Annotated in this window: 26 protein-coding genes; 22 read left to right on the top strand and 4 right to left on the bottom strand. The window is 40.2% G+C overall.

Features of this window, described 5'->3' with window-relative positions:
- The first annotated feature begins 80 nt into the window (after positions 1-80).
- The 12 genes from LIZ66_RS09325 (at position 81) to LIZ66_RS09270 (ending at position 8,152) form a co-directional block, all read left to right on the top strand.
- Positions 81-398: a helix-turn-helix domain-containing protein gene (locus LIZ66_RS09325; RefSeq protein WP_173771185.1), complete on the top strand. Its 318-nt coding sequence runs from the start codon at positions 81-83 to the stop codon at positions 396-398.
- Positions 399-457: 59 nt separating this feature from the next.
- Positions 458-916, top strand: coding sequence for a hypothetical protein (locus tag LIZ66_RS09320; protein WP_173771184.1), 459 nt, complete (start codon positions 458-460; stop codon positions 914-916).
- Positions 917-1,420: 504 nt separating this feature from the next.
- On the top strand, positions 1,421-1,585 hold the full coding sequence (gene rd, locus LIZ66_RS09315) for a rubredoxin (protein WP_005608410.1): 165 nt from the start codon (positions 1,421-1,423) through the stop codon (positions 1,583-1,585).
- A gap of 77 nt (positions 1,586-1,662) precedes the next feature.
- Positions 1,663-2,097: a bacteriohemerythrin gene (locus tag LIZ66_RS09310; RefSeq protein ID WP_118579835.1), complete on the top strand. Its 435-nt coding sequence runs from the start codon at positions 1,663-1,665 to the stop codon at positions 2,095-2,097.
- 179 nt (positions 2,098-2,276) lie between these two features.
- Positions 2,277-2,465, top strand: a complete 189-nt coding sequence (locus LIZ66_RS19285) for a CatA-like O-acetyltransferase (protein ID WP_306467787.1) — start codon at positions 2,277-2,279, stop codon at positions 2,463-2,465.
- Between the two features lie 263 nt (positions 2,466-2,728).
- Positions 2,729-3,070: a DUF3848 domain-containing protein gene (locus LIZ66_RS09300; protein WP_173771182.1), complete on the top strand. Its 342-nt coding sequence runs from the start codon at positions 2,729-2,731 to the stop codon at positions 3,068-3,070.
- Positions 3,067-3,567, top strand: coding sequence for a JAB domain-containing protein (locus LIZ66_RS09295; RefSeq protein WP_173771180.1), 501 nt, complete (start codon positions 3,067-3,069; stop codon positions 3,565-3,567). The genes LIZ66_RS09300 and LIZ66_RS09295 overlap by 4 nt, the downstream gene beginning before the upstream one ends.
- 41 nt (positions 3,568-3,608) lie before the next feature.
- Complete coding sequence (locus tag LIZ66_RS09290) at positions 3,609-4,541, top strand: DUF932 domain-containing protein (RefSeq protein ID WP_173719761.1); 933 nt, start codon at positions 3,609-3,611, stop codon at positions 4,539-4,541.
- A 275-nt stretch (positions 4,542-4,816) separates the two neighbouring features.
- Positions 4,817-5,761 carry a YqaJ viral recombinase family nuclease gene (locus LIZ66_RS09285; protein ID WP_173771178.1) on the top strand — a complete coding sequence of 315 codons (945 nt, stop codon included), beginning with the start codon at positions 4,817-4,819 and terminating at the stop codon, positions 5,759-5,761.
- A gap of 14 nt (positions 5,762-5,775) precedes the next feature.
- Entirely contained in the window at positions 5,776-6,480 is a 705-nt protein-coding gene (locus LIZ66_RS09280; protein WP_173771176.1) for a hypothetical protein, read from the top strand.
- Positions 6,481-6,623: 143 nt separating this feature from the next.
- Positions 6,624-7,538, top strand: a complete 915-nt coding sequence (locus LIZ66_RS09275; RefSeq protein ID WP_173718870.1) for a DUF5688 family protein — start codon at positions 6,624-6,626, stop codon at positions 7,536-7,538.
- Positions 7,538-8,152 carry a recombinase family protein gene (locus LIZ66_RS09270; RefSeq protein ID WP_173718871.1) on the top strand — a complete coding sequence of 205 codons (615 nt, stop codon included), beginning with the start codon at positions 7,538-7,540 and terminating at the stop codon, positions 8,150-8,152. The genes LIZ66_RS09275 and LIZ66_RS09270 overlap by 1 nt, the downstream gene beginning before the upstream one ends.
- A gap of 189 nt (positions 8,153-8,341) precedes the next feature.
- Here LIZ66_RS09270 and LIZ66_RS09265 read toward each other — a convergent pair whose 3' ends face one another.
- Positions 8,342-10,063, bottom strand: coding sequence for a hypothetical protein (locus tag LIZ66_RS09265; protein ID WP_173718872.1), 1,722 nt, complete (start codon positions 10,061-10,063; stop codon positions 8,342-8,344).
- Positions 10,064-10,162: 99 nt separating this feature from the next.
- Here LIZ66_RS09265 and LIZ66_RS09260 point away from each other — a divergent pair, with 99 nt between their 5' ends.
- Genes LIZ66_RS09260 through LIZ66_RS09240 form a run of 5 tightly spaced genes read left to right on the top strand, consistent with a single transcriptional unit; the run spans position 10,163 to position 14,874 of the window.
- Positions 10,163-12,118, top strand: a complete 1,956-nt coding sequence (locus tag LIZ66_RS09260; protein ID WP_227200726.1) for a hypothetical protein — start codon at positions 10,163-10,165, stop codon at positions 12,116-12,118.
- An 18-nt stretch (positions 12,119-12,136) separates the two neighbouring features.
- A complete protein-coding gene (locus LIZ66_RS09255) occupies positions 12,137-13,201 on the top strand; it encodes an ATP-binding protein (protein ID WP_173718874.1) in 1,065 nt (354 codons plus the stop codon).
- Positions 13,202-13,246: 45 nt separating this feature from the next.
- On the top strand, positions 13,247-13,411 hold the full coding sequence (locus LIZ66_RS09250) for a hypothetical protein (protein ID WP_173718875.1): 165 nt from the start codon (positions 13,247-13,249) through the stop codon (positions 13,409-13,411).
- Positions 13,412-13,459: 48 nt separating this feature from the next.
- The gene (locus LIZ66_RS09245; protein WP_173718876.1) at positions 13,460-13,663 is read left to right on the top strand and encodes a hypothetical protein; all 204 of its coding nucleotides are present in this window, start codon (positions 13,460-13,462) and stop codon (positions 13,661-13,663) included.
- 56 nt (positions 13,664-13,719) lie between these two features.
- Entirely contained in the window at positions 13,720-14,874 is a 1,155-nt protein-coding gene (locus LIZ66_RS09240; RefSeq protein ID WP_173771173.1) for a tyrosine-type recombinase/integrase, read from the top strand.
- 54 nt (positions 14,875-14,928) lie between these two features.
- Here the strand turns inward: LIZ66_RS09240 and LIZ66_RS09235 are convergent, their stop codons facing one another.
- The gene (locus LIZ66_RS09235; RefSeq protein WP_173718878.1) at positions 14,929-15,921 is read right to left on the bottom strand and encodes a Fic family protein; all 993 of its coding nucleotides are present in this window, start codon (positions 15,919-15,921) and stop codon (positions 14,929-14,931) included.
- Between the two features lie 524 nt (positions 15,922-16,445).
- On the opposite strand from LIZ66_RS09235, the gene LIZ66_RS09230 reads away from it, so the two are divergent.
- Positions 16,446-16,616, top strand: coding sequence for a hypothetical protein (locus tag LIZ66_RS09230; RefSeq protein ID WP_173734927.1), 171 nt, complete (start codon positions 16,446-16,448; stop codon positions 16,614-16,616).
- Positions 16,617-16,794: 178 nt separating this feature from the next.
- On the opposite strand, the gene LIZ66_RS09225 is transcribed toward LIZ66_RS09230, so the two are convergent.
- Complete coding sequence (locus tag LIZ66_RS09225; protein ID WP_173734926.1) at positions 16,795-18,279, bottom strand: tagaturonate reductase; 1,485 nt, start codon at positions 18,277-18,279, stop codon at positions 16,795-16,797.
- A gap of 109 nt (positions 18,280-18,388) precedes the next feature.
- Entirely contained in the window at positions 18,389-19,870 is a 1,482-nt protein-coding gene (locus LIZ66_RS09220; RefSeq protein WP_173771171.1) for a UxaA family hydrolase, read from the bottom strand.
- A gap of 258 nt (positions 19,871-20,128) precedes the next feature.
- Between LIZ66_RS09220 and uxaC the strand changes: the two genes are divergently transcribed.
- The 4 genes from uxaC to yfcE all read left to right on the top strand — a co-directional run bounded on the left by uxaC (position 20,129) and on the right by yfcE (position 23,810).
- A complete protein-coding gene (gene uxaC, locus LIZ66_RS09215; protein ID WP_173771169.1) occupies positions 20,129-21,535 on the top strand; it encodes a glucuronate isomerase in 1,407 nt (468 codons plus the stop codon).
- A gap of 136 nt (positions 21,536-21,671) precedes the next feature.
- Positions 21,672-22,679, top strand: a complete 1,008-nt coding sequence (locus LIZ66_RS09210; protein ID WP_227200727.1) for a LacI family DNA-binding transcriptional regulator — start codon at positions 21,672-21,674, stop codon at positions 22,677-22,679.
- 127 nt (positions 22,680-22,806) lie between these two features.
- The gene (locus LIZ66_RS09205; RefSeq protein WP_148461761.1) at positions 22,807-23,124 is read left to right on the top strand and encodes a rhodanese-like domain-containing protein; all 318 of its coding nucleotides are present in this window, start codon (positions 22,807-22,809) and stop codon (positions 23,122-23,124) included.
- 143 nt (positions 23,125-23,267) lie between these two features.
- Positions 23,268-23,810, top strand: coding sequence for a phosphodiesterase (gene yfcE / locus LIZ66_RS09200; RefSeq protein ID WP_118579808.1), 543 nt, complete (start codon positions 23,268-23,270; stop codon positions 23,808-23,810).
- Positions 23,811-23,813: the final 3 nt, after the last annotated feature.

Here is a 23,813-nt window from a genome sequence, read left to right as displayed (position 1 = left end):
GCTTGCGTAATATACCTCTAATAAAATGCTGAGATTGAAGGTAAAATAAAACCAGTAATGATGAACGGAGGTGTATTTACTTGCAGATAGAAGAGTATGTTGCTGGGAATATAAAAGATTTATGCAAAAAACGTCATGTGAGTAAATACAGACTGGCACAGCTGACAGGAATTGCACAGTCTTCCCTTGGAAGGATTATTGCAAATGAGAGTACACCATCATTACAGACGCTTGAAAAGATATGCAGTGCACTGGATGTAACACTGTCCCAGTTTTTCCAGGATGAAAAAGAAAATCATCTGACGGATAAACAGAATGAAGTGATGGAGATATGGAATGATCTGAGTGCTGATGAGCAGGCTGTTGTATTGGCAATGCTTCGAGGACTTAAGAAGTGAGGGAACAGTTCGAACGTATTTGTTTGACTGTTCCCTTTTTGTCTACAAGGAGAAGATAAATGCTGATAGAATGTAAATATTATGACGTTGCAGCTAAGGAAATGGAAGAACTGGATAAGCAGATAGCAGAAGAATCTGAGAATCTTTCTGAAGGAGAATTACAGCTGGAAAATGACCGGAGAGATTTTCAGTTAGCAGAAATTATCAGAAGCTTTAAAGAGAAGGAAAAAATGAAAGAGATTGTTCCTGATCCCGAGAAGATTGCTTTGTTTATCAGACTGCAGAGAGCTTCGATGGAACTGGCTAAGTTATTGGAATTGAACATTGTGACCATGAAAAAAGATGATGATACCTATGGGTATATTGAATTATCTTATGGAATTTCCTGGATTCTTTCAGATTCTCCGAAGATGTGTAAAAAGACAATGGCAATGTTATATGAGAATGCAGATCAGATTTGTTCTGAGGTAAAGGATAACTGTGTTGTACAAAGGTTTGAGTTCGAATTGGAGAAATAGAAACGATAGTGGCAATATCTTTGACTGCAAGGTATAATATTACCACAAATTCTTTAGGTTAGAATCGATGATGGAGTAAACGAAAAAGCAGTTTTGACATTTCAGTGAACTGCCCCTTCGTTTACTCCATTTTCGATTTGACCTAATTGAACAAAGTGAGCGTCCGAGTAGCTACTACCTATGGACTTTTAATCGTTTGTTCAATCGGAATTTGGAGGAATATATATGGTAAATTCATATAGGATAATGAATGATGCTACATGAGAAAGAGCAATGCACTGTCAGATTTTCAGAAATAGTGTAGAACCAGTCTTTTTCGTAACATTTTAGTCAGATATTACTGAATTTAAAATACACAAAATAAAAATAATAACAATTACTATTATTGACATAATAGAAAGTATCATGTATAATACAGACATACATAAAAAGCAACAAAATACTGAAAAATTCAGTAGGAATCTATTAACAAAATGAATCAACATTGAAAAGGAGAAAATAACTATGAAAAAATATGAATGTGAACCATGTGGCTATATTTATGATCCGGCAGTAGGCGATCCAGACGGAGGTATCGCTCCAGGAACTGCATTTGAGGATATTCCAGATGACTGGGTATGCCCGATATGTGGATTAGGAAAAGATGTTTTTGTTCCTGTAGAAGACTAAGCAGAAAATGCAGGTGTGAAACTGACAGACACAAAAAAATCCCAAGAGAACATATAAAAAGAAATGGAGACCAGATTATGACTTACGATTTAAATATTACCTTTGATGACAATTTAGTAACAGGAAATGAAACAATTGATACCCAGCATAAAGAATTGATCGACCGTATCCAGAACTTTGTAACTGCCTGTCAAAATGGCGACAGCAAAGTAAAAGCAATCAAAATGCTGGATTATCTGGATGAATATACTGACTTTCATTTCAAAGAAGAGGAAAAGCTTCAGGAAAAATCCGGTTATCCAGAGCGTGAAAACCATCATGAAAAACATGAAGAGTTTAAAAAGACAATTCAGGAACTGCATGAATACCTTCAGGATTATGAAGGACCAACTGATCGGTTCAGTGAACTTGTACAGAAGAATGTGATTGACTGGCTGTTTGGACACATTAAAACATATGACCGCTCTGTAGCAGAATTTATCTTTATGAGAGAAAATCCAAAACGATACTAAAATAAAACAGGGAAGGTGTTCCCTCAGAGAATTCAGACAAAAGGGTGAATATTTCTATGATGGATAACCTTAGAGAATACTGTGTCAATGCTAAGAAGATTACAAATAAACAAGAACCCTATTTCACAGGCCCATTTGGGAATGATATTTTTCAATGTTCCCCTAGCTGCGAATAAAATATGTACATGTTTCTCATACAAATTCAGCTAAAAAATAATACCACACCTTTATTGGACTGGGGAAAGTATTGGGAAAAAGATGTAAGGATAATGGTGCCTATATCTGTACAGACTCATTACTCATTTATTGATGGAATTCATATTGGTGAGTTTGTAGATTCATTAGAAAAATATTTTGCAAGTTTTTAACAATCAAGTTCCAGTTTGTGGAATTGGAGTAGTGTAAAAACAAGTTCAAAATTTCAATTACATATTATAATTATGAAAAAGCAAAGGCTGAAACATTCCTTTGCTTTTTTCATGTCCAAATATATCAGAGAAAGGAGTTATGCCAATGGATTTTTCATGGGAGCTGTTATTTGAACTGCTGGGTAAGGTTGCAGATACAATCGGTAATGTTCTCGGCGGCACAAAGAAAGATTGAGAAAAACGAAAACAGGAGGTGATGAAACATGGGAGAGGATGAAATTGTAAGGCTGTTCAATGCCAAGATCAAGCTGGAACGGAAGCAGTATAAGAAGCGAGTATTACAGTTAGCCCCAGAGAGGATTTACCAGAGGGCGTATCAGATCAACTGCCGGGAGAATATTGCAGAGACTTTGCTTGAAAAGAGCAGTGAGATGAAATCAGAGGTCCTGCGCTGTCTTCTGGTCCTGCCAAATGTGATCCAGTTCTTTTATGCCAGGTGGATGGGAAAAGGAGATTCCTTCCAGCTGGAACTGGAAAACAGCATGGATACCGGGATCAAGGAAATTGGCTTGCTCCTGGAGCAGGAAGAAACGGAGGCGGCATGAAGAAAAGAGTCATGTGTGTACATACGGAGCTGGTAAGGGAAGGCTCCGTATTATACGAAGGGAAAGATGGAAACACTGGTATTACAACAACGGAGGAGGCTGCAGGTTTTGCAGCCTCTTTTTTCGGCAAGCAGGATAAGGAACTGCTCTATGTGTGCGCTGTGAATGGGGAACTGGAGCCTGTATTAATGGAACTGGTTGCAAAAGGCAGTAAAAATGTGTGCTATGCAGAACCGGCAGATATATTTAAGTCAGCAATCCTGGCGAATGCATACGGCATCTTCTGTTTTCATAACCACCCGGGAGGAAGGGCAAAAGCGAGTAAGGAAGATATAGACCTGACTGCAAGGCTGGAAGCCTGCGGTGTCATGCTGGGGATTCCGTTGCTGGACCATATTATTATCAGCAGCCAGGGAGAAGCTTACAGCATAAAAGAACAGGACGAGGAAAAGCTTAACGAAACCATGAACAGGATGTTTGATAAAAAGAAGCAGTAGAAAGAACGAATAAAAATCAATGGAAAAAGGAGAATGAAATTATGGCTGCAGAAGTTGAAACAATGTTTTATACAAGAGAAAAACCATGGCACGGACTGGGAACCCTGGTGGCAGAAGCACCGGAATCAAGGGAAGCACTGCGGATTGCCGGACTGAACTGGAAAGTCCTCCAGGAACCTGTCTATACGGAGAATGACGAGCTGATCCAGGGCTATAAAGCAAATGTAAGGGATTCTGACAGGAAGATATTAGGCGTGGTCACAGACCGCTACAAGGTCATCCAGAATGAGGAAGCCTTTGCATTTACAGATGCCCTGTTAGGAGAGGGCGTGCGCTACGAAACAGCAGGCTCCCTGCAGGAGGGGAGAAGGGTGTGGCTGCTTGCAAGACTTCCAAGGGAATATATCATTGCCGGCGAGCGTATCAGCCCATACATGGTATTTTCCAATACCCATGACGGTTCCGGGGCGGTGAAGACGGCGCTTACCCCTATCCGTGTAGTATGCAATAATACGCTTAACCTTGCCCTGCGCACGGCAAAGAGGAGCTGGTCTATGATCCACACAGGGGATATCAGCGGAAAGATCGAGGAAGCGAAGAATACCCTGTTCCTGGCGGACGAGTATATGTCTGCTCTTGGAAAAGAATTTGAAAATCTGAGGGGAATCAGGCTGTCTGAAAAACAGGTCATGGATTATATCGAGATTCTGCTTCCGGTAGAAGAAAATTTCACCCCACAGCAGAAGCGTGGCATTGAAAGACTGAGGGAAGACATGAGAATGCGCTACTTTGACGCTCCAGATCTGAAAGACGTAGGAAACAATGGCTACCGCTTTATCAATGCAGTATCGGATTTTGCAACCCATTCTACCCCAAGAAGAAAGACTGCAAACTACAGGGAGAATATTTTTGCCAGAACCGCGGACGGAAACCCGCTGATCGACAAGGCGTACCAGATGGTGCTGACAGCATAAGGAGGAACAGATGAAAAAATTCGGTTTGGTAGAGATTATCATTGTTTTATGCTTGCTGATCCTGGAGGTGCTGATATTCCGGGATCAGCTTATTTCATTTATAAGGGCTGTAATAACCGGAATTTAAGAACGGAGGAATGGCTGAAAAGCCTGTAGAAAGTAAGGATGAAGATTTTTGAGATCATAGCAGGGATCTGCATATTGGTAGTTGATGTTTTGGTAGCTGTAAATCAGTTTATGAAAGTAATGGATATTTTTACAGGGGAGAATGCAGAATGAAGAATATTATGATTCCGACAAAAGATTTAACAAGGGAAGAGTGGCTGGAACTCCGCCGAAATGGAATCGGAGGCTCTGATGCTTCCGTGGTGATGGGGAAGAATCCCTGGCGTTCCATCCAGCAGCTGTGGGAAGACAAGACTGGCAAAACGCCGGTGCTGGAGAACTCCAATGAGTATACATACTGGGGCAATGTGATGGAGGGGATTATCCGTAAGGAATTTATGAACCGTACAGGTCTGAAGGTACGGCAGAAACATTTTATGATGTTCCATCCGCAGTTTTCATTCATGTTTGCGGATGTGGATGGAATTGTCACTGACGAGCAGGGGGAAAAATGTATTTTTGAAGCCAAGACTGTCAGTCAGTATCGGGAGGATGAATGGAAGAATGGAAAGATTCCTACAGAGTACATGATGCAGGTCCAGCATTACCTGGCAGTCTGCAATATGCAGAAAGCGTACATTGCGGCTTTGATCGGCGGCAACCATTTTATATATTATACGATCTTGCGTGATGAAGAGATGATTGCTGATCTGGTCTATGCAGAGAAAAAGTTCTGGGAGTATAACGTAAAGTGCGATATCCGCCCGGAGATAGATGATTCTGAGGCTACGAAAGAGTTTCTGGACAGAAAGTATAAGGAATCCGTGAAGGACAGTGTCCCGCTTGACCGTTCCCTGGTGAAAGTCCTGAAGGAATACCAGGATGTAAGTGACCAGCTGAAGGATATGGAGAAGCGGAAAACAGGTCTCTCCAATCAGCTGAAAGCGGCTCTAGGGGAGCATGAAGAGGGAAAATTTGACAATGGGCAGATCGTACGCTGGAAACGGATTGAGAAGAATTTACTGGATTCTAAAAGGCTGAAAGCAGAAAAGCCGGAGATTTATAACCAGTATACCAGTGTAAATGCTTACCGTACCCTGTCCATTGCGTCTTAAAGGGGGCTGGTACTATGGCTGTGGAATCGAAGATAAGAAGCTTACATGCAGATGAAATCGAATGCAGGGTAGGCAGTATCGGTGAGAAAGGAATCTCGCTTCTGTTATATAAGAATGCAAGGGTAGACCAGGCAATCCTAGATGAAGTCTTTGGCATATATGGCTGGCAGAGAAGCCATATGATGATTGGAAATTCCCTGTACTGTACCGTGAGTATCTGGGACCCGGAGAAAAAGACCTGGATATCCAAGCAGGATGTGGGAACAACAGGGGATTTTGAAAAGGAGAAAAGTGCTGCTTCGGATTCGTTCAAAAGAGCATGCGTGAATCTGGGAATTGGAAGGGAGCTGTATACGGCTCCCTTCATTTTTATCCCAGCCAGTAAAGTGGTGGTTACAGAGAAAGACCGGAAGAAGGTTGTGAAAGACAGTTTTAGTGTAAGTGCAATCACTATTTCGGCAGATAAGGTCATTACAGGGATTTCGGTTATCAATCAGAAGAAAGCGGAGGTTTTCAGATGGGGAAACTTAAACGCTGCAGAGAAGAACAATGGAGATGCAAACGAGGAATGGCAGGAACTGTACAGGGAGCTGGAAAGGACGAAGGTGCCAGAGGAACAGATTCTAAAGCGGTATGGTGTTAAGTCTCTTTCCGAACTGGATGAGGTATCAAGGAAAAGAGCACTGAATGGACTGAAACGAACAAAATCAGCCGCCTGATTATGGGCGGCTGATCGAGAAGCTGGAAATTGTAGATATGGGATGACGCAGCATTTAGTTATGTCAGACCCAAGAAAAAATGTACGGCAGTCAGAAGTACCGCTGCGGAGCTACAAAGAGTAAAAATAACGGAGGAATTGCAGATGGATTACATGGAATTTAAAAATCAGATGTTAGCAGAGATAGAGGAACGCCTTACTGAAAAAGAATATGCCTGTTATGAACCGGCAGATGGCAATATGCTGGAAGAAAGTCTGGTGATCCAGGAAGGAAACGAGCTGATAAGATTTGGTGCGACTACGACAAGCATGTACCGGGCTTATAAATCCGGTTACAGTATAAAGCAGATCGCAGAAGAAATCATAAGGGAAAAAGAGGCACATAAGGAAATCAAGGGGCTGGAAAAGATCAGAATGCTTGATGATTATGAGCGTGTGAAGGAAGACTTATATATTCGTATTGTCAGTACAAATAAAAAAGTGACAGTACTGGAACGAGGAATTTACAGAAAGATTGGAGATATCATTTTGGGGGTGTATCTGCGGATAAATGAGGATGATGGAAAACTGTACACAACACTGATAGACAATACTTATCTGGATAAGTGGGAGCTGTCAAAAGAAGACGTTTTGGAGCAGGCTATGGATAATACCGTGAAAATGGCACCGCCAAGATTTTATGACGGTATGCAGCTGAAGCTCTCTATCCTTACTGGCAGATATGGTGGAATTCCCATAAAAGAATTCAGTCCTACGGAGAATGAGAGAAGATATGGCTGTTTTCTAAGCACGGATAAAAAAACGAATGGTGCGACGGCTGTGTTCTATCCCGGAGTAGCAAGGATGATATGTCTGGCATATGGTACACAAGCTATTTATATTGTACCGACCAGTATCCATGAAGTTGCGATACATGACAGCAGATACACAGAGGATGTAGAGATGCTGTCAAAATGTCTGGAAGCTGTAATACAGGAATCAACACCAGATGATGAAGTCGCAAGCAATCATGTTTTCATGTATGAACTGGAGACAGACAGGATTACCGAGGTGATGTGATGATATATGGTTACGCAAGGGTAAGTTCTACAGAGCAGAATCTTGACCGTCAGATCCTTGCATTGCAGAAATATGTGGAACCAAAAAATATTGTAACCGACAAGCAGTCAGGTAAGAATCTGGACCGCCCTGGCTACAATGCATTGAAAGGAATATTCGGCTTGCGCCCAGGGGATGTCCTATATATAGTGAGCCTGGACCGTCTCAGCAGGAACAAGGAAGATATCAAGAATGAGGTGGCATGGTTCAAGGCGCACAAGGTAAGGCTGATGATTTTAGACCTCCCAAGCTCCATGGTGCAGGTGCCAGAGAACCAGAAATGGATCATTGACATGATACAGAATATTCTGATAGAAGTATTATCTTCCATGGCAGAGCAGGAGCGTCTGACAATCCGCAAAAGGCAGAGGGAAGGGATCGAAGCAGCCAAAAGGAAAGGCAAGCACCTGGGACGTCCTTATCTGAAAGTGCCCGATAATTTTGAAGAGGTGTATGCCGAGTGGAAGTCTGGAGCAATCACAGCCAGAGCAGCACAAAAGAAACTTGGAATGTCCAGTGCGAGTTTCTATCGTATGGTGAAAAAGCAGCAAGCGGCTGAATCAAAAGGTGTGTGATTTTTGTTACATGTATCAAATGCAGAAACTAAGATTTTGAGAGACCAGATAAGGGGGCTTATCTGGTCTCTCGTAAGGTAGAGGTTGTGAAAATGTCCTCGTTTGAAAAAAATCAAAGGAAAAGTTGAATTATAAGGTTATTTTTAGAAAAACTATAATTTTTTTTCTAAAAGAGGGCAGATTTAATCTTTACTCGTGAAAGAGGCGGAAGATCTCTTGTGCTCGTTTATATTGGAAATTATATAATTCAATCTCAGCAGGATCTTTGCTTAACCCAGCCTTATCTTGAGAAATATAAGAAAAGGGATATAAACTCTTGGAGCTTACTATAGAAGATTTCATGGGACGAAGCAGAAATCCACGTAACAAGGAACTGTTGAATGAATTATTTGCGGCTTTAGAAAAATGCTCAGAATAAAAAGCCTGGTCTGGTGCTGCCAAATTTTGTGAAACATGGATATCGACTGTCTGTTTTGTTACACATAGCGCTTCAATGCTGTGAACGAACTGACTCCAATAGAGATCTGAGTTGTTGATAGAATTACATTTTCTATAACAAGCTAAAATGTCAGTATGACTTAAATGTGTAAAATCAGCAGTAAGAAGACGTCGGTGTTTCTCAATGTATGACTGAAAATACCTGGTTGGTTCTTTCGTCATAAAATCTGGAATAAGATGTTGGAGAGTCGTTTTCCAGAGTGCTGAAAATATAGGAAGAACCATTTGGTTAAGTGTTTGAAAAAATTGATCTAATAACTCTTTGCCTCTTAAACTTTTTTGTATGTCATTTAAAACTTTGCTGGGAACGGAACGAGTTATTACTGATTGCGGAGTGTACTGTAAATACTTTGTTTCCAATGTATTATTGTCCTTAAGTGCTTCTAAGGCATAATGAAGAAAAAAGTGTCTGGAATATACTAATGGGCAGAGAGCTAAATTTTCCAGCAAGTTATTGAAGTCTGTTCCGGCAAATTTTGAAGGAACGGACTCTAAATCTGTTTTAGATCCATCTATTTCTGAACTAATGTCCATAATATACGAGAAAGTAGAAAATCCAAAGTAACGTTCATTTAAAGTATGAAAGAGATATGCGTCAGTAGCTGAAAAAGAATGAGCATTTTTGGGGGCGTCTGAAAGTTCCTTATATAACTGTGCATAAAGTGAAAGTCTAGTTCGGGCAGCACTCTTGGTATTTGAAGACAGATTGCGACTTAGGGCACTAACTGCATTTCCGCTAAAATATGTGTAAAGTGGAAATTTATAAATCCAAGGAACATATATTTCTGAGTTGGTTGAAGGTGCAATTTTTTTACAGTCGTTAAAAACAAAATGAATGAAATCTTGTTTATTCTTACCTTTTACATTGTTCTTATGGTACCACCAATTTTGGCGGCGATCGTCTGTTGGATCTGAATTTAGGCTGGAGGATTTTTCATAGTCTGAATTGGAAAAGTACCCAGAACTAAAATAATCTTCATATTTTACAGATAAAGGCGAACAGCGCTTAGGATCGTTGTAAAAATAATCCTGCTCAAGATAGTGAAAGAAACCTTCTGAAATGCAGTAATTATAAAGCGAAAGCTTGAGAAGTGCAGCCAACGCAGAAAGTAATGATTCAGAATCTTTATACTTCTCTTTATTGTCATCTGCTGGTTCTCCAAAAAAGGAATCTTTGAATCCATTTGTAGGAATAAATTTTACGTATTGATAAGCATGGGTATATACATGGTGAAAGAGTGTATGGAAAAAGAGCTCAATATTCTCAGAATCAATATCTAATTCTACTATCCCCTTTTGTTCTAATTCTGCGTGTACCTCAGTAGCTATGGCTTGTGGATCAAGAAGATAGAAGTACTTTAGGATATATTCTTGTTCCAATAAAGAATTGGTACTGAAAAAATCTAAATTCATATTATCATCTCCTGCAAAAATATTTTACATTTGATTGAATTATACAATATAAATCTAAAAATGTAAAATAAAATCACATTATTAAATCATATATATGAAATGGTAATATTACAAAAATGGATATATTATAATAGCATAAAAACAAAGGAGGACATGAAGATGACAAACGGATTTAATCCTGGCTATCCAATGAATACTTGCACAGGACCGGGAATGAGTATCCCAGTGAGCGAGCCAGAAAGAGTTCTTTATGAGGTTACAAAGAGTAATGCAGAGATGGTGGCTGCTGTAAACACGCTGCATAATAATACGCAAAAGAGCTTGTATGACAATCAGAAGCTCATGGAACGGATGGCAAGGAAGAGCAAAAAACTACATGGAAAACCTTGTATTATGATAGGTGGGAATGGAGTTTATTGCCTTGCTCAGTTATATGATGATGGGACTTCTACGCAATCTCAACTTATTTTTAACATAACCGGCGAGTGTGATATATACAATCTCAGTTTTCCAAAATTACATGGAAAAACGAAAAGATATGTAGCGATTATTTTTATGAACGAAAGGACATGGGTTATATGCGATAAAGAAAAAGTAACTGGAATAAATCTATATAAATGGTTCGTGGAGGCTGGGATTCAGTTTGATCCATGCTTTAAAGATAAGCTGATTAAGGAGGCTCTCTTTGATTATTTTGCCCCGAAAATTGCAAATGCTAGAAGTATAAAGGAATTGGATGGAATGGCAGGATGGTGGCAAAGCCAATGGAGGTATGCCGAATGGTTCCAGACATTTATACCTAGCGGTATGCCGGAACTTCCGGTTATGGATAAACACTTTACAACAGAATATCGTGGAAAGGAACTACTGGAAAAGTTTCTGAAGGGAATTGCCAGTATAGAAAGTAAGCATTACCGCGTTGTAGTGCTGGAGACACTGGTTAGCGGTGTACTGGCAAACCTTTTTCAAGAGGCAGGGATTTATAGTAATTACTTTTTGAACTTTGTGTTAATCGGTAGACTGGACAAGGAACTGTTCTGTCGGTTATATCAGGTGTTCAACAGAGGAATTTGGGAAATCCAGGAAGCAAATGTTAGATCAAAACTAATTTCAGATTATGTTCGTACCATAAATGATGAGGTGTTGATAGTACATGTACCAAGTGACGAAGATTCTCATAGGCGGAAGAGTATAGAACGGAATCTGGGAGATATTGTGAATAAAATATGTGAAAGAGACTGTTCATCCTTGAATATCCCATGGAAGGTAAACGCTTCTCTAGTGGTGCTAAATGAATTTGTATCAGATTTGGACAGTGCGATCAATATTATCGCTGATGAATGTATTTTTACATCAGAACTTACAGACATGCTAAAAGGAAATGCAGTTGACGCATTCCTGTATGAGCTAGTGACATATGTAGAAGCACATATGGCTGAGGTAAGGGCTGTTATAAAAAAGTGGTCGAGCAACCAGGACGGCAATATGAGCCTGGTGCTTCTGAAAGCAATTTGGGAAATACTGTCAGAGTTTGCAAGAGATAAAGGCATTGATCTTGCAGCTGCTTTGGGAATACCTGGAAGTCCAGATTGGGGAGTTATGTGGCGCAGCTTAACTGACCGACAAGAAATGGGCGAAAGGATGGTAAAGGCTGTGAGAAGCTCGATGAGTAAGTTCTACGTTAAAGAGAAGTATTTCGGTTGTGGATATGTGAAGGACAGTTGTTACTATGACAACGAATATTTCTGGATTCCAATTAAGGTGTTCAAGGAAATAATGAAAACCAACTGCATTCCATCCAATAAGTATCGGGAGACGCTTGTAAAATGGAAACAGCAGGAACTTTTATTACCAGATGAGAGTGGGCTGACATACAAACTACGTGTGGATGGAGCAGCTATACAAACTTATCGGTTTAGAAAGGCATTATTCGATCAGCCGCTTTTTGTTCCGATTGAAGGACTCGGAAAAGATGAAGAGCATGAAAGTGAAAAGGGTATGCGTGTAGTTTGGCACCCTCAAAACAGTGAAAACTATAAACAGTGTAAACACTAGAAAGGAGACCACAGTACAATGCTGAGAGATTTAGAAGGAAACATAATAAACCTAAAAGAATTCCCGGATGCGTTAAATAACCATAGACTTATTTGGGGTAAATCCGGTAGTGGTAAAACCTGGTGCTGTTACAGGATGATTGAAGAGGCAGTAGAACAGAAGAAAAAGTGCGTGATTTTTGACTACTCTGGAAGTTATACCACAAAAGAACAGGAAAGAAGCAAGTTTGCTAGCAGGGATCAGACATATGTGTTTGATGGAAACCAGCCGGGGATTACATACTGGTATACAGGCAAGAATGTCTATTCTGCTTTTGAAGAGGCATTGATAGTGGCGCTCCCATTTAGGGGACACCGACAGCGGGAGTTTCTGCACAAAGTGATGGAACTTCTAAAGGAACAGGAGAAGGAGCTTACGTTTGCTTCGGTAATATCTGTTCTGGATGGGTATGTGCAAGGTTTGACGGATGACGAGAGTAAGGAACGTGGTGAGAAACTGTTAGATATCATTGGACAATATGAAAAGCTTGATATCATTTTTCGCAAGAAGACGCCAGAGATGGACAAGGAGCTGGAAGATAACAAACTTGTCACTATAATGCAGTTTACTGAACTTGAAGGTGGCACGAAAAAGTTTTTGACGGAATTTATGTCAGCGTTGCTGTGGCAGAGTGTGAAAGATGAAGGTAACAGTGCAGATTTACACAGTGTAGATTACATCTTGTATGATGAGTTTCAGAATGTTGCACTTGGCAAAGAGAGTACACTTGGAGCAATGCTGCGTGAAGGACGCAAATGTGGACTGGGTGTATGGCTGGCAACTCAGATTCTTTCAAATTACAAGCCAGAGCAGATTGATACGTTACAGCAGGTAGATACAATGTTGCTGTTTCAGCCTTCAGATCGAAGTATGAAGGGGATTGCACAGCTTGTAGATTGTGAAGCTTGGGAAAGTTGTCGGAGCGCACTATCAGATCTGCAAAATGGACAGGCCATCTTAAAAGGAAAGTACAGTGTTAATCACAATTCAAAAATTTGGGACATACCGATCATATGTGCGGTGGATTCAAAGTCCAGTAACTGAAAACTTGTCAGAATTTGAAAATAAGAAAGGTCAGGGATTGATATTATGAAGAAAAAAGAAAGCACTGATTTAGAAGTAAAGGTTGTAGATTGCAGTAAATTAGAAGAGCGTGATTTAAACAAAGTTTTGGGGAAAATCTTTGAAGAGGCATATGGATCTGCAGAAGATGGCAGTACCACGTTGCAGAAACCATTTGTTCTTATCATTTGAAACATCGTGAAAAGCTAATAATACAGGGGAAAACTAGGAGGAATTGCTATGACAGACACTACTATTAATGAGATTTCAGCTACTCCGGTATGTGTAAACCGGAAGGAATTTATGAAAATTCTGGGCTGTGGACAGTACACCGCTGACAAGATCGCACGCCAGTCTGGGGCGCGGGTTGAAATTGGAAGGCGGGTACTGATTTATATGCCAAAGGTTAATCAGTATCTTTCAGATGTAACAAACTTAAAGTGATGTCTATGGTGCTCTCCAGTAAATGCTGGAGGGCACTTGAAAACTGGAGGGATAATATGAGCACAGATTCTAAAGAAAAAAAGCTACCCAAGGGTATAAGGCGTAGAAAAAGTGGACTATATGAAGCTCGTTTTACCTATAAAGGAGAATTATATACTTTATACAATACAAATCTCAAATTGCTTCAGAGTGAAATTGCTGAAAAAAGATATGAAGTTGAGCATGGGCTTTATGCGAAAGAAAGCAATGTGACTGTAGATTCCTGGTTTTATACATGGATGGAAGAGTATAAAAAGAACAGTGTAAAATACGGAACTTACAAGGTATATCTGGATGAATATAAATCACATATCAAAGAACCCTTTGGCAGAAAGCACTTGAAAGATATCAGAGGAGAACACATACAGAAGTTGTTTAATGATATGGCACGTCGTTATAGTTCCACGACCATTAACTTGGTGAAGGTTATATTGAGTGGGATGTATACACAGGCTGTACGCAATGGAATGGTACTGCGAAATCCTGTTAAGAACACTTCTGTTAAGAAAGAAAAGAAGAAAAAGAAGATACGAGTAATGTCGATAGAAGAACAGAATTTGTTTATGAGATATTCGAAGAACAGTCAGTTCTATGATCTTTATATGGTAGCCCTTGGAACGGGAATGCGTAACGGAGAACTGCGTGCGTTGCAATGGGCAGACATAGATTTTGATAATAAAATTATACATGTGAATGGGACTTTGAAGTACATAGCGAAGGCTAAAGTAAAATATATGATTGATGAGCCAAAGTCTGAAACAAGCAAAAGGGACATTCCAATGCTTGACAATCTGGTGACCGTACTGCGAGAGCACAGGAAGCGCCAGCTCGCGACAAGAATGCTTCTGGGTGATAAATGGAGACCAGAGCCAGGTTTTGAAAATCTGGTGTTTACAGGCAGTTTTGGAAGGTGCATTTCTGAGAATGCATTGTATCAGGACATGAAAAAAATCATAGTTCAAATCAGGGAGGACGGACACACGTTTGGAGAGCATACACCCCATTCGCTTCGTCATACATTTGCAACACGCGGTTTTGAGAGGGGAATCCCGCCAAAGGTCATGCAGGAAATTCTGGGGCATAAGTCAATCACGATGACTTTGGATATCTATTCTCATGTACTTCCGGACAAGAAGGCTGAGGAAATTAACAAGTTAGCAGCGATGTTTTAGCAAGGGGGAGCAAAGTCCCCCCTTGAATTTTTCTGCCAGAAAGTCTGCTTGGGTTCAAAGCTTAATATATTTCTGACTTCTGCTCCTGGGCTTATCCGGGATAGTCATGCGGATCAGATCAAGCTTAATGGCAGGATGTAAATAATTTTTTCGGAAAGTTTCTTTTGATTTCAAATCTAGTTTTTTCATTAGTGCGTTGCTGGTATAAGGAATGTCATACTCCATTACAGAAAGTAGTTTCTGAACATAATCTGAGAGCAGATGGTTTTCTTCATTGATTTGGGCCGGGATGTCATCCAGGATTTTATCAATCTGTGACAGCATAAATTCAATAAAGCCAGTGGAAGAGCCTGCCCTATGGCATTGGGCGATTGCGTCATAATATTCAGTCTGGAATTTCTCAATCTGGCTTTCGATAGGAATATATTCAAATATAGGCTTCCATTTTGCGAGAATAGCGGTGTGCCATAGCCTTGCCATTCTGCCATTTCCATCAGAAAATGGATGGATAAAAACAAATTCATAGTGGAACACGCTGGCAAGAATCAAAGGATGGATCGTGTTTCTGGATTTATTCATCCAGTTAAAAAGATCACTCATTAATTCTGGAACAAAGTGTGCGGGTGGAGCCATGAAAATACACTGGTCACCATTAAAAACGCCTTCTTCCCCATGTCTGAAGTCCCCAGATTCATTTACAAGATATCTGGTCATTATGCCGTGAAATGTTTTTAAATCTTTGATACTGTAAGGGTCGATTTCTGACAGGCATTCATAAGCTTCGTATGCGTTTTTTACTTCCTGTATTTCTGTTTGTTTTCCAAGAACTGTTTTTCCCCCTATTACATCCCGGACTTGTCCTAAAGAAAGGGAGTTGGCTTCAATTTTCAGAGATGAGTGGATGGATTTAATGCGGTTGTTTCGTCTAAGGTGCGGCTTGGATTCAAGGCTGCTGGTAGCTGTAATGCGTCCGATTTTTTCTGAAATAGAGGACACATATGTTAGTATTTTGTTGGTAATGGTAAAAGGTGGTGCGTAATCTCCCATAAAATACCTCCGTGTATAATGATTAACTTGCTTATTAACTTGCGTATTTTCTTGCTTAATTATACATGGGAAGAAAGAAAAAAACAATTTCTGTTTTTGAAGAATTTGAGTGAGGGTGGTTAAAAGCTGCCCTCATTTTTGCGTCGGAGGAAACTGATTTGGGTACTTGAAATGCAATCTTGGGTATATTTTGGGTACGGGGAGTAAATGTTACAGAAATATTACGAGAATGGTGAACCCCAAAACCCCGCAAACCCTTATAAATCCAAAGAGAAACACCCGGTAGGGGAGCTACCGGGTGTTTCGAGGGGAGTATAAATAATTAAATAAGGGGTTATGTAAAAAAATTTTTGAAGGGTAAATTCTTTTACAAAGTCAATTATAATATAAATTGGAAAAAAAAGCAATATCATTTTGATGAATATTCTTTCTGTAATTGGTCACAATACACAAAGTAATCTGAAAACAGCTGCTGGATGCGGAACAGAACGTGGACAGCGGCATTCAACAGGAGGAATACTCAAATGGCTAAAAATTATGAGTCTGAAAACAAGAACAGCAAAAATGCAACAAACAGATCTTATGAAAGTGAGATAAATTCTCAGGATTGCAAGAACTCTTACACAAAAAACAGCAGCAAAAACAAGAGCCGCAATTCTTACGAGTCAGGGGAAGATACTACTTCCAGATATTAAAATATTTTAAGAAAGGGCGCAGGGTCTGTTGACTCTGCGCCCATGTTGGGAGGTTTAATGTATGCCAGACGTTTTTGATGAGTAATCAGGAATGATTTTTCAGACACGCTCTAACGCTGCACGCGTCCTGCACCGTCGCTTTCAATCATGGAAAGAACTTATGATTCTGTAATATAATTTAAGCCAGTGCTTTCATTACTTCATACGCACCATTTTCACGGATCTGAGTTAAGTAATTGCATACAACTGCTTCAAATCCGGAAATCTGTGTCAGATCTTCGCCCCAGAAGGAAGTATTGGTGCAGACTGCATGAACAAGATCCGCTGCGGAATCATCTTTATGTGCAAGGTAGAATTCGAGAACTGCCTTGTCATCTTTTACAGTGTATTCATTAGCTGCTCTTTTTGCTGTAAGTACGTCTTCGCTCATAGCATATCCGTTATAGAATGCAATGTAGAAGGCGAAAGAAGCTGTGATGCATGCAGGAAGTGTACCTTTGCGTTCTACATATTTTTTGAGTGACGGCATAACACGTGCTTTCCATTTTGATGTAGAATTCAGAGAAATGGAAAGAAGAGCATGGTCGATAAATGGGTTTTTGAAACGTTCTGTAACAGCTGCAGCAAAATTTTCGAGTTCTGTTTTTGGAAGGTCCAGAGTAGGAATAATCTCGTCATAAATAGTTTTGTTCATAAATCCACAGATTACATCGTCGTTCATGCAGTCTCTTACAATATCCTGTCCTGCAAGGTAGGCACCCAGCACAAAGGAGGTATGTGCACCATTTAAGATACGTACTTTTCTCTGCTTATATGGTTTGTGATTGTCTGTGATCAGGATTGGAAGGTTCGCTTTGTCAACCGGGAATTCGTCTTTGATTGACTGAGGACCTTCGATTACCCAGAAGCCAAAGATTTCACCTGTGTCGATCAAGTTATCTTCATAGCCAAGTTCTTCACAGATTGCAGCAGCTTCAGTTCTTGGATAACCTGTTACAATACGGTCTACAAGTGTAGAGCAGAAGATGTTTTCAGTTTTGATCCAGTTGATAAAGTCTTCGCCGAGATTCCACTGCGTTGCATATTTTAATACACATTTTTCAAGCTCTTTTCCATTATCCTCGATCAGCTCACAGGAAAGAATGATAAATCCTTTGCCGGCTTCCTGACCGAATTTCTGGAAACGACGGTACATAAACTGAGTAAGTTTTCCAGGATAGCTACCAGCCGGAACATCATTAAACTGACAGGAAGAATCATAAGTAATTCCGGCTTCTGTTGTATTACATGCGATAAAACGGAGGTCCGGGTTATCTGCACATGCGAGAACTGCTTCAAAATCCTTATATGGATTGAGACAGCGGCTTACACAGGAGATAACACGTTTTTTATTTATTTTTTTGCCATCCTGGAATCCACGGAGAAATAAGGTATAAAGACCCTCCTGTTCGTTGAACCTGTCATCAAGATCTGGAGCGATTGGCTGGCACAGAACAACTTTGGAGTTGAATCCGGCTTTTTCGTTTAACTCATCTATAAAATAATCTACAAATGCACGGAGGAAGTTTCCTTCACCAAACTGAAGTACACGTTCCGGCGCTGATTCAAGAAGGTATCCATCATAGCCCTGTTCTTTTAAAACAGCATAAGATAATTTTTTCATTTTCATTTTTCCTCATATATAATGATATGAGTGTTAAAAGGTCTTTTGACACTCATTTGATATCCGGATTGCTACGCAGCTACGCTGCTTCCGCAATTCGATTTATGTTTTATAAAGTAACGCCCTGTTTGAAGATTGCCATATCATGGAAACCTGCTTCTTCGGATTTTGATTTCTTTCCGGATGCAATCTCAAGGACAAAATCCAGAAGATTTTCTGAAAGCTCATCAAGAGGAGTATCATTTACCATGACTCCACAGTTGAAATCAATCCAGTTCTGCTTCTTTTTTGCAAGCTGGTTATTTGTGGAGATTTTTACTGTAGGTACAGGACTTGCAAATGGTGTTCCGCGTCCGGTGGTAAAAAGTACAATGTGTGCACCGGATGCAGCAAGGGCAGTAGAGGCGACAAGATCATTGCCAGGTGCACTCAGCAGGTTTAATCCTTTTTCCTTTACAGGTTCTCCATAAGAAAGAACTCCCATGACAGGTGCACTTCCGGATTTTTGCGTACATCCGAGAGATTTATCTTCCAGACTGGAAATACCGCCTTTTTTGTTTCCAGGAGAAGGATTTTCATAAATGGTCTGGTTGTGACTTTTAAAATAGTTTTTGAAATCGTTGACAAGGGCAACTGTCTGGTTGAACAGATCTTCTGTCTCGCAGCGGTTCATAAGTAATTCCTCAGCACCGAACATTTCAGGAACTTCTGTAAGAATTGTAGATCCTCCCATAGAAATCAGTTTGTCAGAAAATGCACCAACAGTAGGGTTTGCCGTGATTCCGGACAAACCATCAGAGCCGCCGCATTTCATACCGATTATCAGTTCAGATGCACGGATTGGTTCACGTTTAAATGAGGATGCATAGGAAATCAGTTCTTTGACAGTTTCAATACCATCACGGATCTCGTCTTCACATTCCTGGGCAACGAGAAAACGTACACGCTCAGGATCATAGTTTCCGATAAATTTCTTTAATTCATCGATGTTGCTGTTTTCGCAGCCAAGTCCAAGAACCAGAACACCGCCTGCATTGGGATGGTTCACTAAATCAGCAAGAATCTGACGTGTGTTATTCTGATCATCACCCATCTGGGAACATCCGTAAGGATGGGGAAAAGCGCAGACACCATCAATCTGGTCTGTCATGTATTTCTGTGAGGCCCGCTCAATAGCAGATGCGACATTGTTAACGCAGCCTACTGTAGGGATGATCCAGATTTCATTACGTACACCAACACGGCCGTCTTTTCTGCGATAGCCCTGGAAGAATTTTGGCTTCTGGTGTGGAAGCTCTGTGACATTTTTATTGTATGTATAAGTAAGAAGATCTCCCAGCCCTGTTTTTAAATTGTGAGTATGAATCCAGGAACCTGCGGAAATTTCTGTGGTTGCACATCCAATGGGATTACCATATTTAATAATGGAATCACCAGGCTTGAGATTTTTTAATGCAAACTTGTGTCCTTGCATGATGTCTTCTGTAAGAGTGAGTGTGGAGTTATCAAGTTCGATCACAGTGCCTTTCGCCAGAGGCTGAAGCGCAACGGCTACATTATCTGAAGGATTAATTTTAATAAAAGATTTCAAGAAATCAACAACCTCCTTTATGTGAAAATAATATATGTAAGAGCTTACATTCAAATTACATCAACAAAACAGGAACGTCAATAGAAAATGGAAAAAAAGCTAAAAATGGTAAAAATACACAATATATCATGCGTAAATTTGGCTGTTCTTCAAATGCTGTATGAATTGAAAATGACACTTATTTATCGTATACTGTGATTAAAATGTAAGACCTTACATTTTCGCTGGAACGGATAGAGAGAAGAGGAGAATTATTCTATGAAAGCATTTATGGACAAAGATTTTTTACTTTCAACAGAAACTTCAAAAAAGTTATTTCATGAGTATGCAGAGACAATGCCAATTGTAGATTACCATTGCCATATCAATCCCCAGGAAATTGCAGAGGACCGTAAGTTTGAGAATATTACCCAGGTGTGGCTTGGCGGTGATCATTATAAATGGCGTCAGATGCGGTCAAATGGAGTAGATGAGTACTACATTACTGGTGGTGCCAGTGACCGTGAAAAATTCCAGAAATGGGCAGAAACTCTTGGTAAAGCAATCGGAAATCCGCTCTATCACTGGAGCCATCTGGAATTGCAGAGATATTTCGGATATACAGGATATCTGAACGGAGATACAGCCGAAGAAGTGTGGAACCTGTGTAACAAAAAGCTTCAGGAAGATGATATGTCTGTAAGAAACATTATTCGCAAATCCAATGTAAAATTAATCTGTACAACAGATGATCCGATAGATGATCTGAAATGGCATAAAGTTCTTGCAGAAGATGAAAGCTTTGAGGTAAAAGTGCTTCCTGCATGGCGTCCGGACAAGGCAATGAATCTGGAAAAACCGGAATATCCGGAATACATGAAAAAGCTTTCACAGGTTAGTGGCGTTGAAATTGCTGATTTCGCAGATCTGAAAGAAGCCCTTCTTAAGAGAATGGAATTCTTTGCACAGATGGGATGCAGTGTATCTGACCATGCACTGGAATATGTTATGTATGCGCCTGCGGCAGAAGAAAAAGTAAATGAAATCTTTAAAAAGAGACTGAATGGCGAAAGCATCTCAAGAGAAGAAGAAATGATCTTCAAGACAGCTTTTATGCAGTTTGTTGGAAAAGAATATCATAAAAAGAACTGGGTAATGCAGATCCATTATGGATGCAAGAGAGACAACAATGCATTTATGTATGAGCAGCTCGGACCGGATACCGGATATGACTGCATCAATAACTATGCGCCAAGTGCTCAGACAGCAGATTTCCTGAACTCTCTGATCGCATCAAATGAACTTCCAAAGACAATCCTGTACTCCCTCAATCCTAATGATAATGAGGCAATCGGAACAATCCTTGGCTGCTTCCAGGGAACAGAGGCAGCAGGCAAAATTCAGCAGGGAAGTGCATGGTGGTTCAACGATCACAAAACCGGTATGATCGCACAGATGACATCACTCGCAAATCTGGGACTGCTTGCAAACTTTGTTGGCATGCTTACTGATTCAAGAAGCTTTTTGTCTTATACCAGACATGAGTATTTCCGCAGAATTCTTTGCGAGCTTATTGGCGGATGGGTGGAAAATGGAGAGTATCCAGCTGATTATAAAACTTTAAAGGAAATTGTGTGCGGAATTTCGTACAATAATGCAGTAGACTATTTTGGATTTGACCTGTAAAATTATTGATGTTAAAATAAATAAACAGCTTGATAAAAGCATATCAGATATGAATCTGTCTGATATGCTTTTTCAATAGAATGTATTAAGCGAATGCTTATTTTCTATTATTACCAGAACGAACAGGAGAACTATAGTGAATATATATGATATTGCAAAGCTGGCAAATGTTTCCATCGCAACAGTATCCAGAGTGGTCAATAACAGTCCGAAAGTCAGCCCGAAGACAAAAGAAAAGGTTCTTACGGTTATGAAAGAAAATGAATACACGCCGAATGCGTTTGCCAGAGGCCTTGGTCTTGGATCGATGAAAACAGTAGGAATCATCTGTCCAAACATTGACGATATCTATATGGCAAAAGCAGTATCTTATCTGGAGCGAAATCTTCATGCTCATGGATATGACTGTATTCTTGGCTGCAGCGGATTTAAACAGGAAGAAAAGGTGGATTATGTCAGACTCCTTTTGTCTAAGAAAATAGACACGTTGATACTGGTTGGTTCTACATATGCAGGAAATGGTAAAGATGAATCTGACACAGATTATATTCGGGAGGCAGCGGAACAGGTTTCGGTATTTATGATTAACGCAAAGGTTTCAGGCGATAATATTTATTGCACCTATGCAGATGATTTTCAGGCTACTTATGAAGTGACAAAAGCTTTTATCCGAAGAGGAAAAGAGAAAATTCTTTTTATGTATGATTCAGAATCCTACAGTGCCAGACAGAAAATGGCGGGATACGAAGCTGCATTGCAGGACGCCGGATATCCCATTCGTGGAAATCTGAAATTCAAGACCAAAAATGACATTGAATATACGCGGGATATGCTGCTTGAATACAACCGGACCCTCGATTTCGACAGCGTCCTTGCAACGGAGGATGGAATTGCAATCGGAGCAGTAAAGTATGCAAAGATTAAGGGACTGGCGATTCCTGAGGAACTGGCGGTCGTCGGATATAATAACTCAATTCTTGCAATCAGCAGTGATCCTGAGCTTACATCGGTGGACAGTAAGCTGGGGGTAATGTGCAAAAAGACAGTGGAACGGATGATAGACCTTCTTGAGAGAGAAATACAAATTGAAAAGAATGTGTGTGTTCCATGCGAAATAGTCCGCAGATGTACAACGGATTTCTGATCTTGTTTCATATTTAACCGAATCAAGTAAGTCCCCTGCGGAGGTTGCGAAAAGCAATACTTAAAAAAGGTGCATTTTGGCACCTTTTTTGTATTTGCGGATATACTGATAAAAAAGGGGATTTTCCATGTTTCCTGTAGAGCCGATTTCCGGAAAAATGCTGGATTATTATGTTGGACGGAAAGATTCCTTTCTTATAGATTTAAGAAATCCGAAAGAGTACCATACCGGACATATAAAGGGAGCGGTAAATGTGCCATATGAGGAATTTGAAGAAATGCAGACATATGATTTTCCAAAAGGGAAAATACTGGTGCTGTATTGCGACCGGGGCGGGGCAAGTCTTCAGGCGGCCAGGATTCTGGCGCGAAATGGATATAAGACAAAAACGGTGATCGGGGGAATGAAGGAGTACAGAGGGAGAAATCTGATATGCGATATATGAGAAAAAATTCAAAAGAGTACTATCTTGTAATTTCCATCAAGGCATGATAATGTAAAGAAGAAAAATGTCCTTTTCATGAGGTTATGTAAACCGAAAAGGAGAGAGACAATTCGAACACTAAAAACAGAGGAGAAACCAAGTTTATGAAATATATGTTTGCTTCTGACATCCATGGTTCTGCTTACTATTGCAGGAAAATGCTGGATGCTTTTGAGAAAGAAGGGGCAGAGCGCCTGGTTCTGCTGGGCGATCTGCTTTATCACGGACCAAGAAATGATCTGCCAAAAGAATATGCACCTAAGCAGGTAATTCCCATGCTGAATGCCATGAAAGACAAAATTTATGCTGTGCGCGGTAACTGTGAGGCAGAAGTGGATCAGATGGTTCTGGAGTTTCCGGTGATGGCAGATTACTGTATTCTGTCAATTGACGGCAAGACACTTTATGCGACGCATGGACATGTTTATAATCAGAATAACCTTCCGCCTTTATGCGAGGGAGATATTCTGATCCATGGTCATACCCATGTGCTGAAAGCAGAGCAGATGGAGGGATACATTCTTTTGAATCCGGGTTCCGTATCCATTCCGAAAGAAGGAAATCCGCCTACCTATGCGGTGCTTGAGAACGGTGTTTTTTCCATCATGGATTTTGAAGGAAATATTGTAAAAAGCATAGTGCTTTAAGAA

The sequence above is a fragment of the Blautia faecis genome, from assembly GCF_020554845.1.
GTDB lineage: Bacteria > Bacillota > Clostridia > Lachnospirales > Lachnospiraceae > Blautia_A > Blautia_A faecis.
The sequence above is the reverse complement of the archived record's forward strand: the minus strand, read 5'-3'. Positions and strand labels throughout refer to the sequence as shown.

Excerpts from the sequence above, each read along its gene's own strand:
- LIZ66_RS09275 (WP_173718870.1), top strand. The coding sequence starts at position 6,624 with ATGGATTACATGGAATTTAAAAATCAGATGTTAGCAGAGATAGAGGAA.
- LIZ66_RS09290 (WP_173719761.1), top strand. The coding sequence starts at position 3,609 with ATGGCTGCAGAAGTTGAAACAATGTTTTATACAAGAGAAAAACCATGG.
- LIZ66_RS09235 (WP_173718878.1), bottom strand. The coding sequence starts at position 15,921 with ATGGGAGATTACGCACCACCTTTTACCATTACCAACAAAATACTAACA.
- LIZ66_RS09260 (WP_227200726.1), top strand. The coding sequence starts at position 10,163 with ATGGTAATATTACAAAAATGGATATATTATAATAGCATAAAAACAAAG.
- yfcE (WP_118579808.1), top strand. The coding sequence starts at position 23,268 with ATGAAATATATGTTTGCTTCTGACATCCATGGTTCTGCTTACTATTGC.
- LIZ66_RS09285 (WP_173771178.1), top strand. The coding sequence starts at position 4,817 with ATGAAGAATATTATGATTCCGACAAAAGATTTAACAAGGGAAGAGTGG.
- uxaC (WP_173771169.1), top strand. The coding sequence starts at position 20,129 with ATGAAAGCATTTATGGACAAAGATTTTTTACTTTCAACAGAAACTTCA.
- LIZ66_RS09245 (WP_173718876.1), top strand. The coding sequence starts at position 13,460 with ATGACAGACACTACTATTAATGAGATTTCAGCTACTCCGGTATGTGTA.
- LIZ66_RS09225 (WP_173734926.1), bottom strand. The coding sequence starts at position 18,279 with ATGAAAAAATTATCTTATGCTGTTTTAAAAGAACAGGGCTATGATGGA.
- LIZ66_RS09295 (WP_173771180.1), top strand. The coding sequence starts at position 3,067 with ATGAAGAAAAGAGTCATGTGTGTACATACGGAGCTGGTAAGGGAAGGC.
- rd (WP_005608410.1), top strand. The coding sequence starts at position 1,421 with ATGAAAAAATATGAATGTGAACCATGTGGCTATATTTATGATCCGGCA.
- LIZ66_RS09230 (WP_173734927.1), top strand. The coding sequence starts at position 16,446 with ATGGCTAAAAATTATGAGTCTGAAAACAAGAACAGCAAAAATGCAACA.
- LIZ66_RS09310 (WP_118579835.1), top strand. The coding sequence starts at position 1,663 with ATGACTTACGATTTAAATATTACCTTTGATGACAATTTAGTAACAGGA.
- LIZ66_RS09205 (WP_148461761.1), top strand. The coding sequence starts at position 22,807 with ATGTTTCCTGTAGAGCCGATTTCCGGAAAAATGCTGGATTATTATGTT.
- LIZ66_RS09250 (WP_173718875.1), top strand. The coding sequence starts at position 13,247 with ATGAAGAAAAAAGAAAGCACTGATTTAGAAGTAAAGGTTGTAGATTGC.
- LIZ66_RS09270 (WP_173718871.1), top strand. The coding sequence starts at position 7,538 with ATGATATATGGTTACGCAAGGGTAAGTTCTACAGAGCAGAATCTTGAC.
- LIZ66_RS09280 (WP_173771176.1), top strand. The coding sequence starts at position 5,776 with ATGGCTGTGGAATCGAAGATAAGAAGCTTACATGCAGATGAAATCGAA.
- LIZ66_RS09300 (WP_173771182.1), top strand. The coding sequence starts at position 2,729 with ATGGGAGAGGATGAAATTGTAAGGCTGTTCAATGCCAAGATCAAGCTG.
- LIZ66_RS09255 (WP_173718874.1), top strand. The coding sequence starts at position 12,137 with ATGCTGAGAGATTTAGAAGGAAACATAATAAACCTAAAAGAATTCCCG.
- LIZ66_RS09320 (WP_173771184.1), top strand. The coding sequence starts at position 458 with ATGCTGATAGAATGTAAATATTATGACGTTGCAGCTAAGGAAATGGAA.
- LIZ66_RS09240 (WP_173771173.1), top strand. The coding sequence starts at position 13,720 with ATGAGCACAGATTCTAAAGAAAAAAAGCTACCCAAGGGTATAAGGCGT.
- LIZ66_RS19285 (WP_306467787.1), top strand. The coding sequence starts at position 2,277 with ATGTACATGTTTCTCATACAAATTCAGCTAAAAAATAATACCACACCT.
- LIZ66_RS09265 (WP_173718872.1), bottom strand. The coding sequence starts at position 10,063 with ATGAATTTAGATTTTTTCAGTACCAATTCTTTATTGGAACAAGAATAT.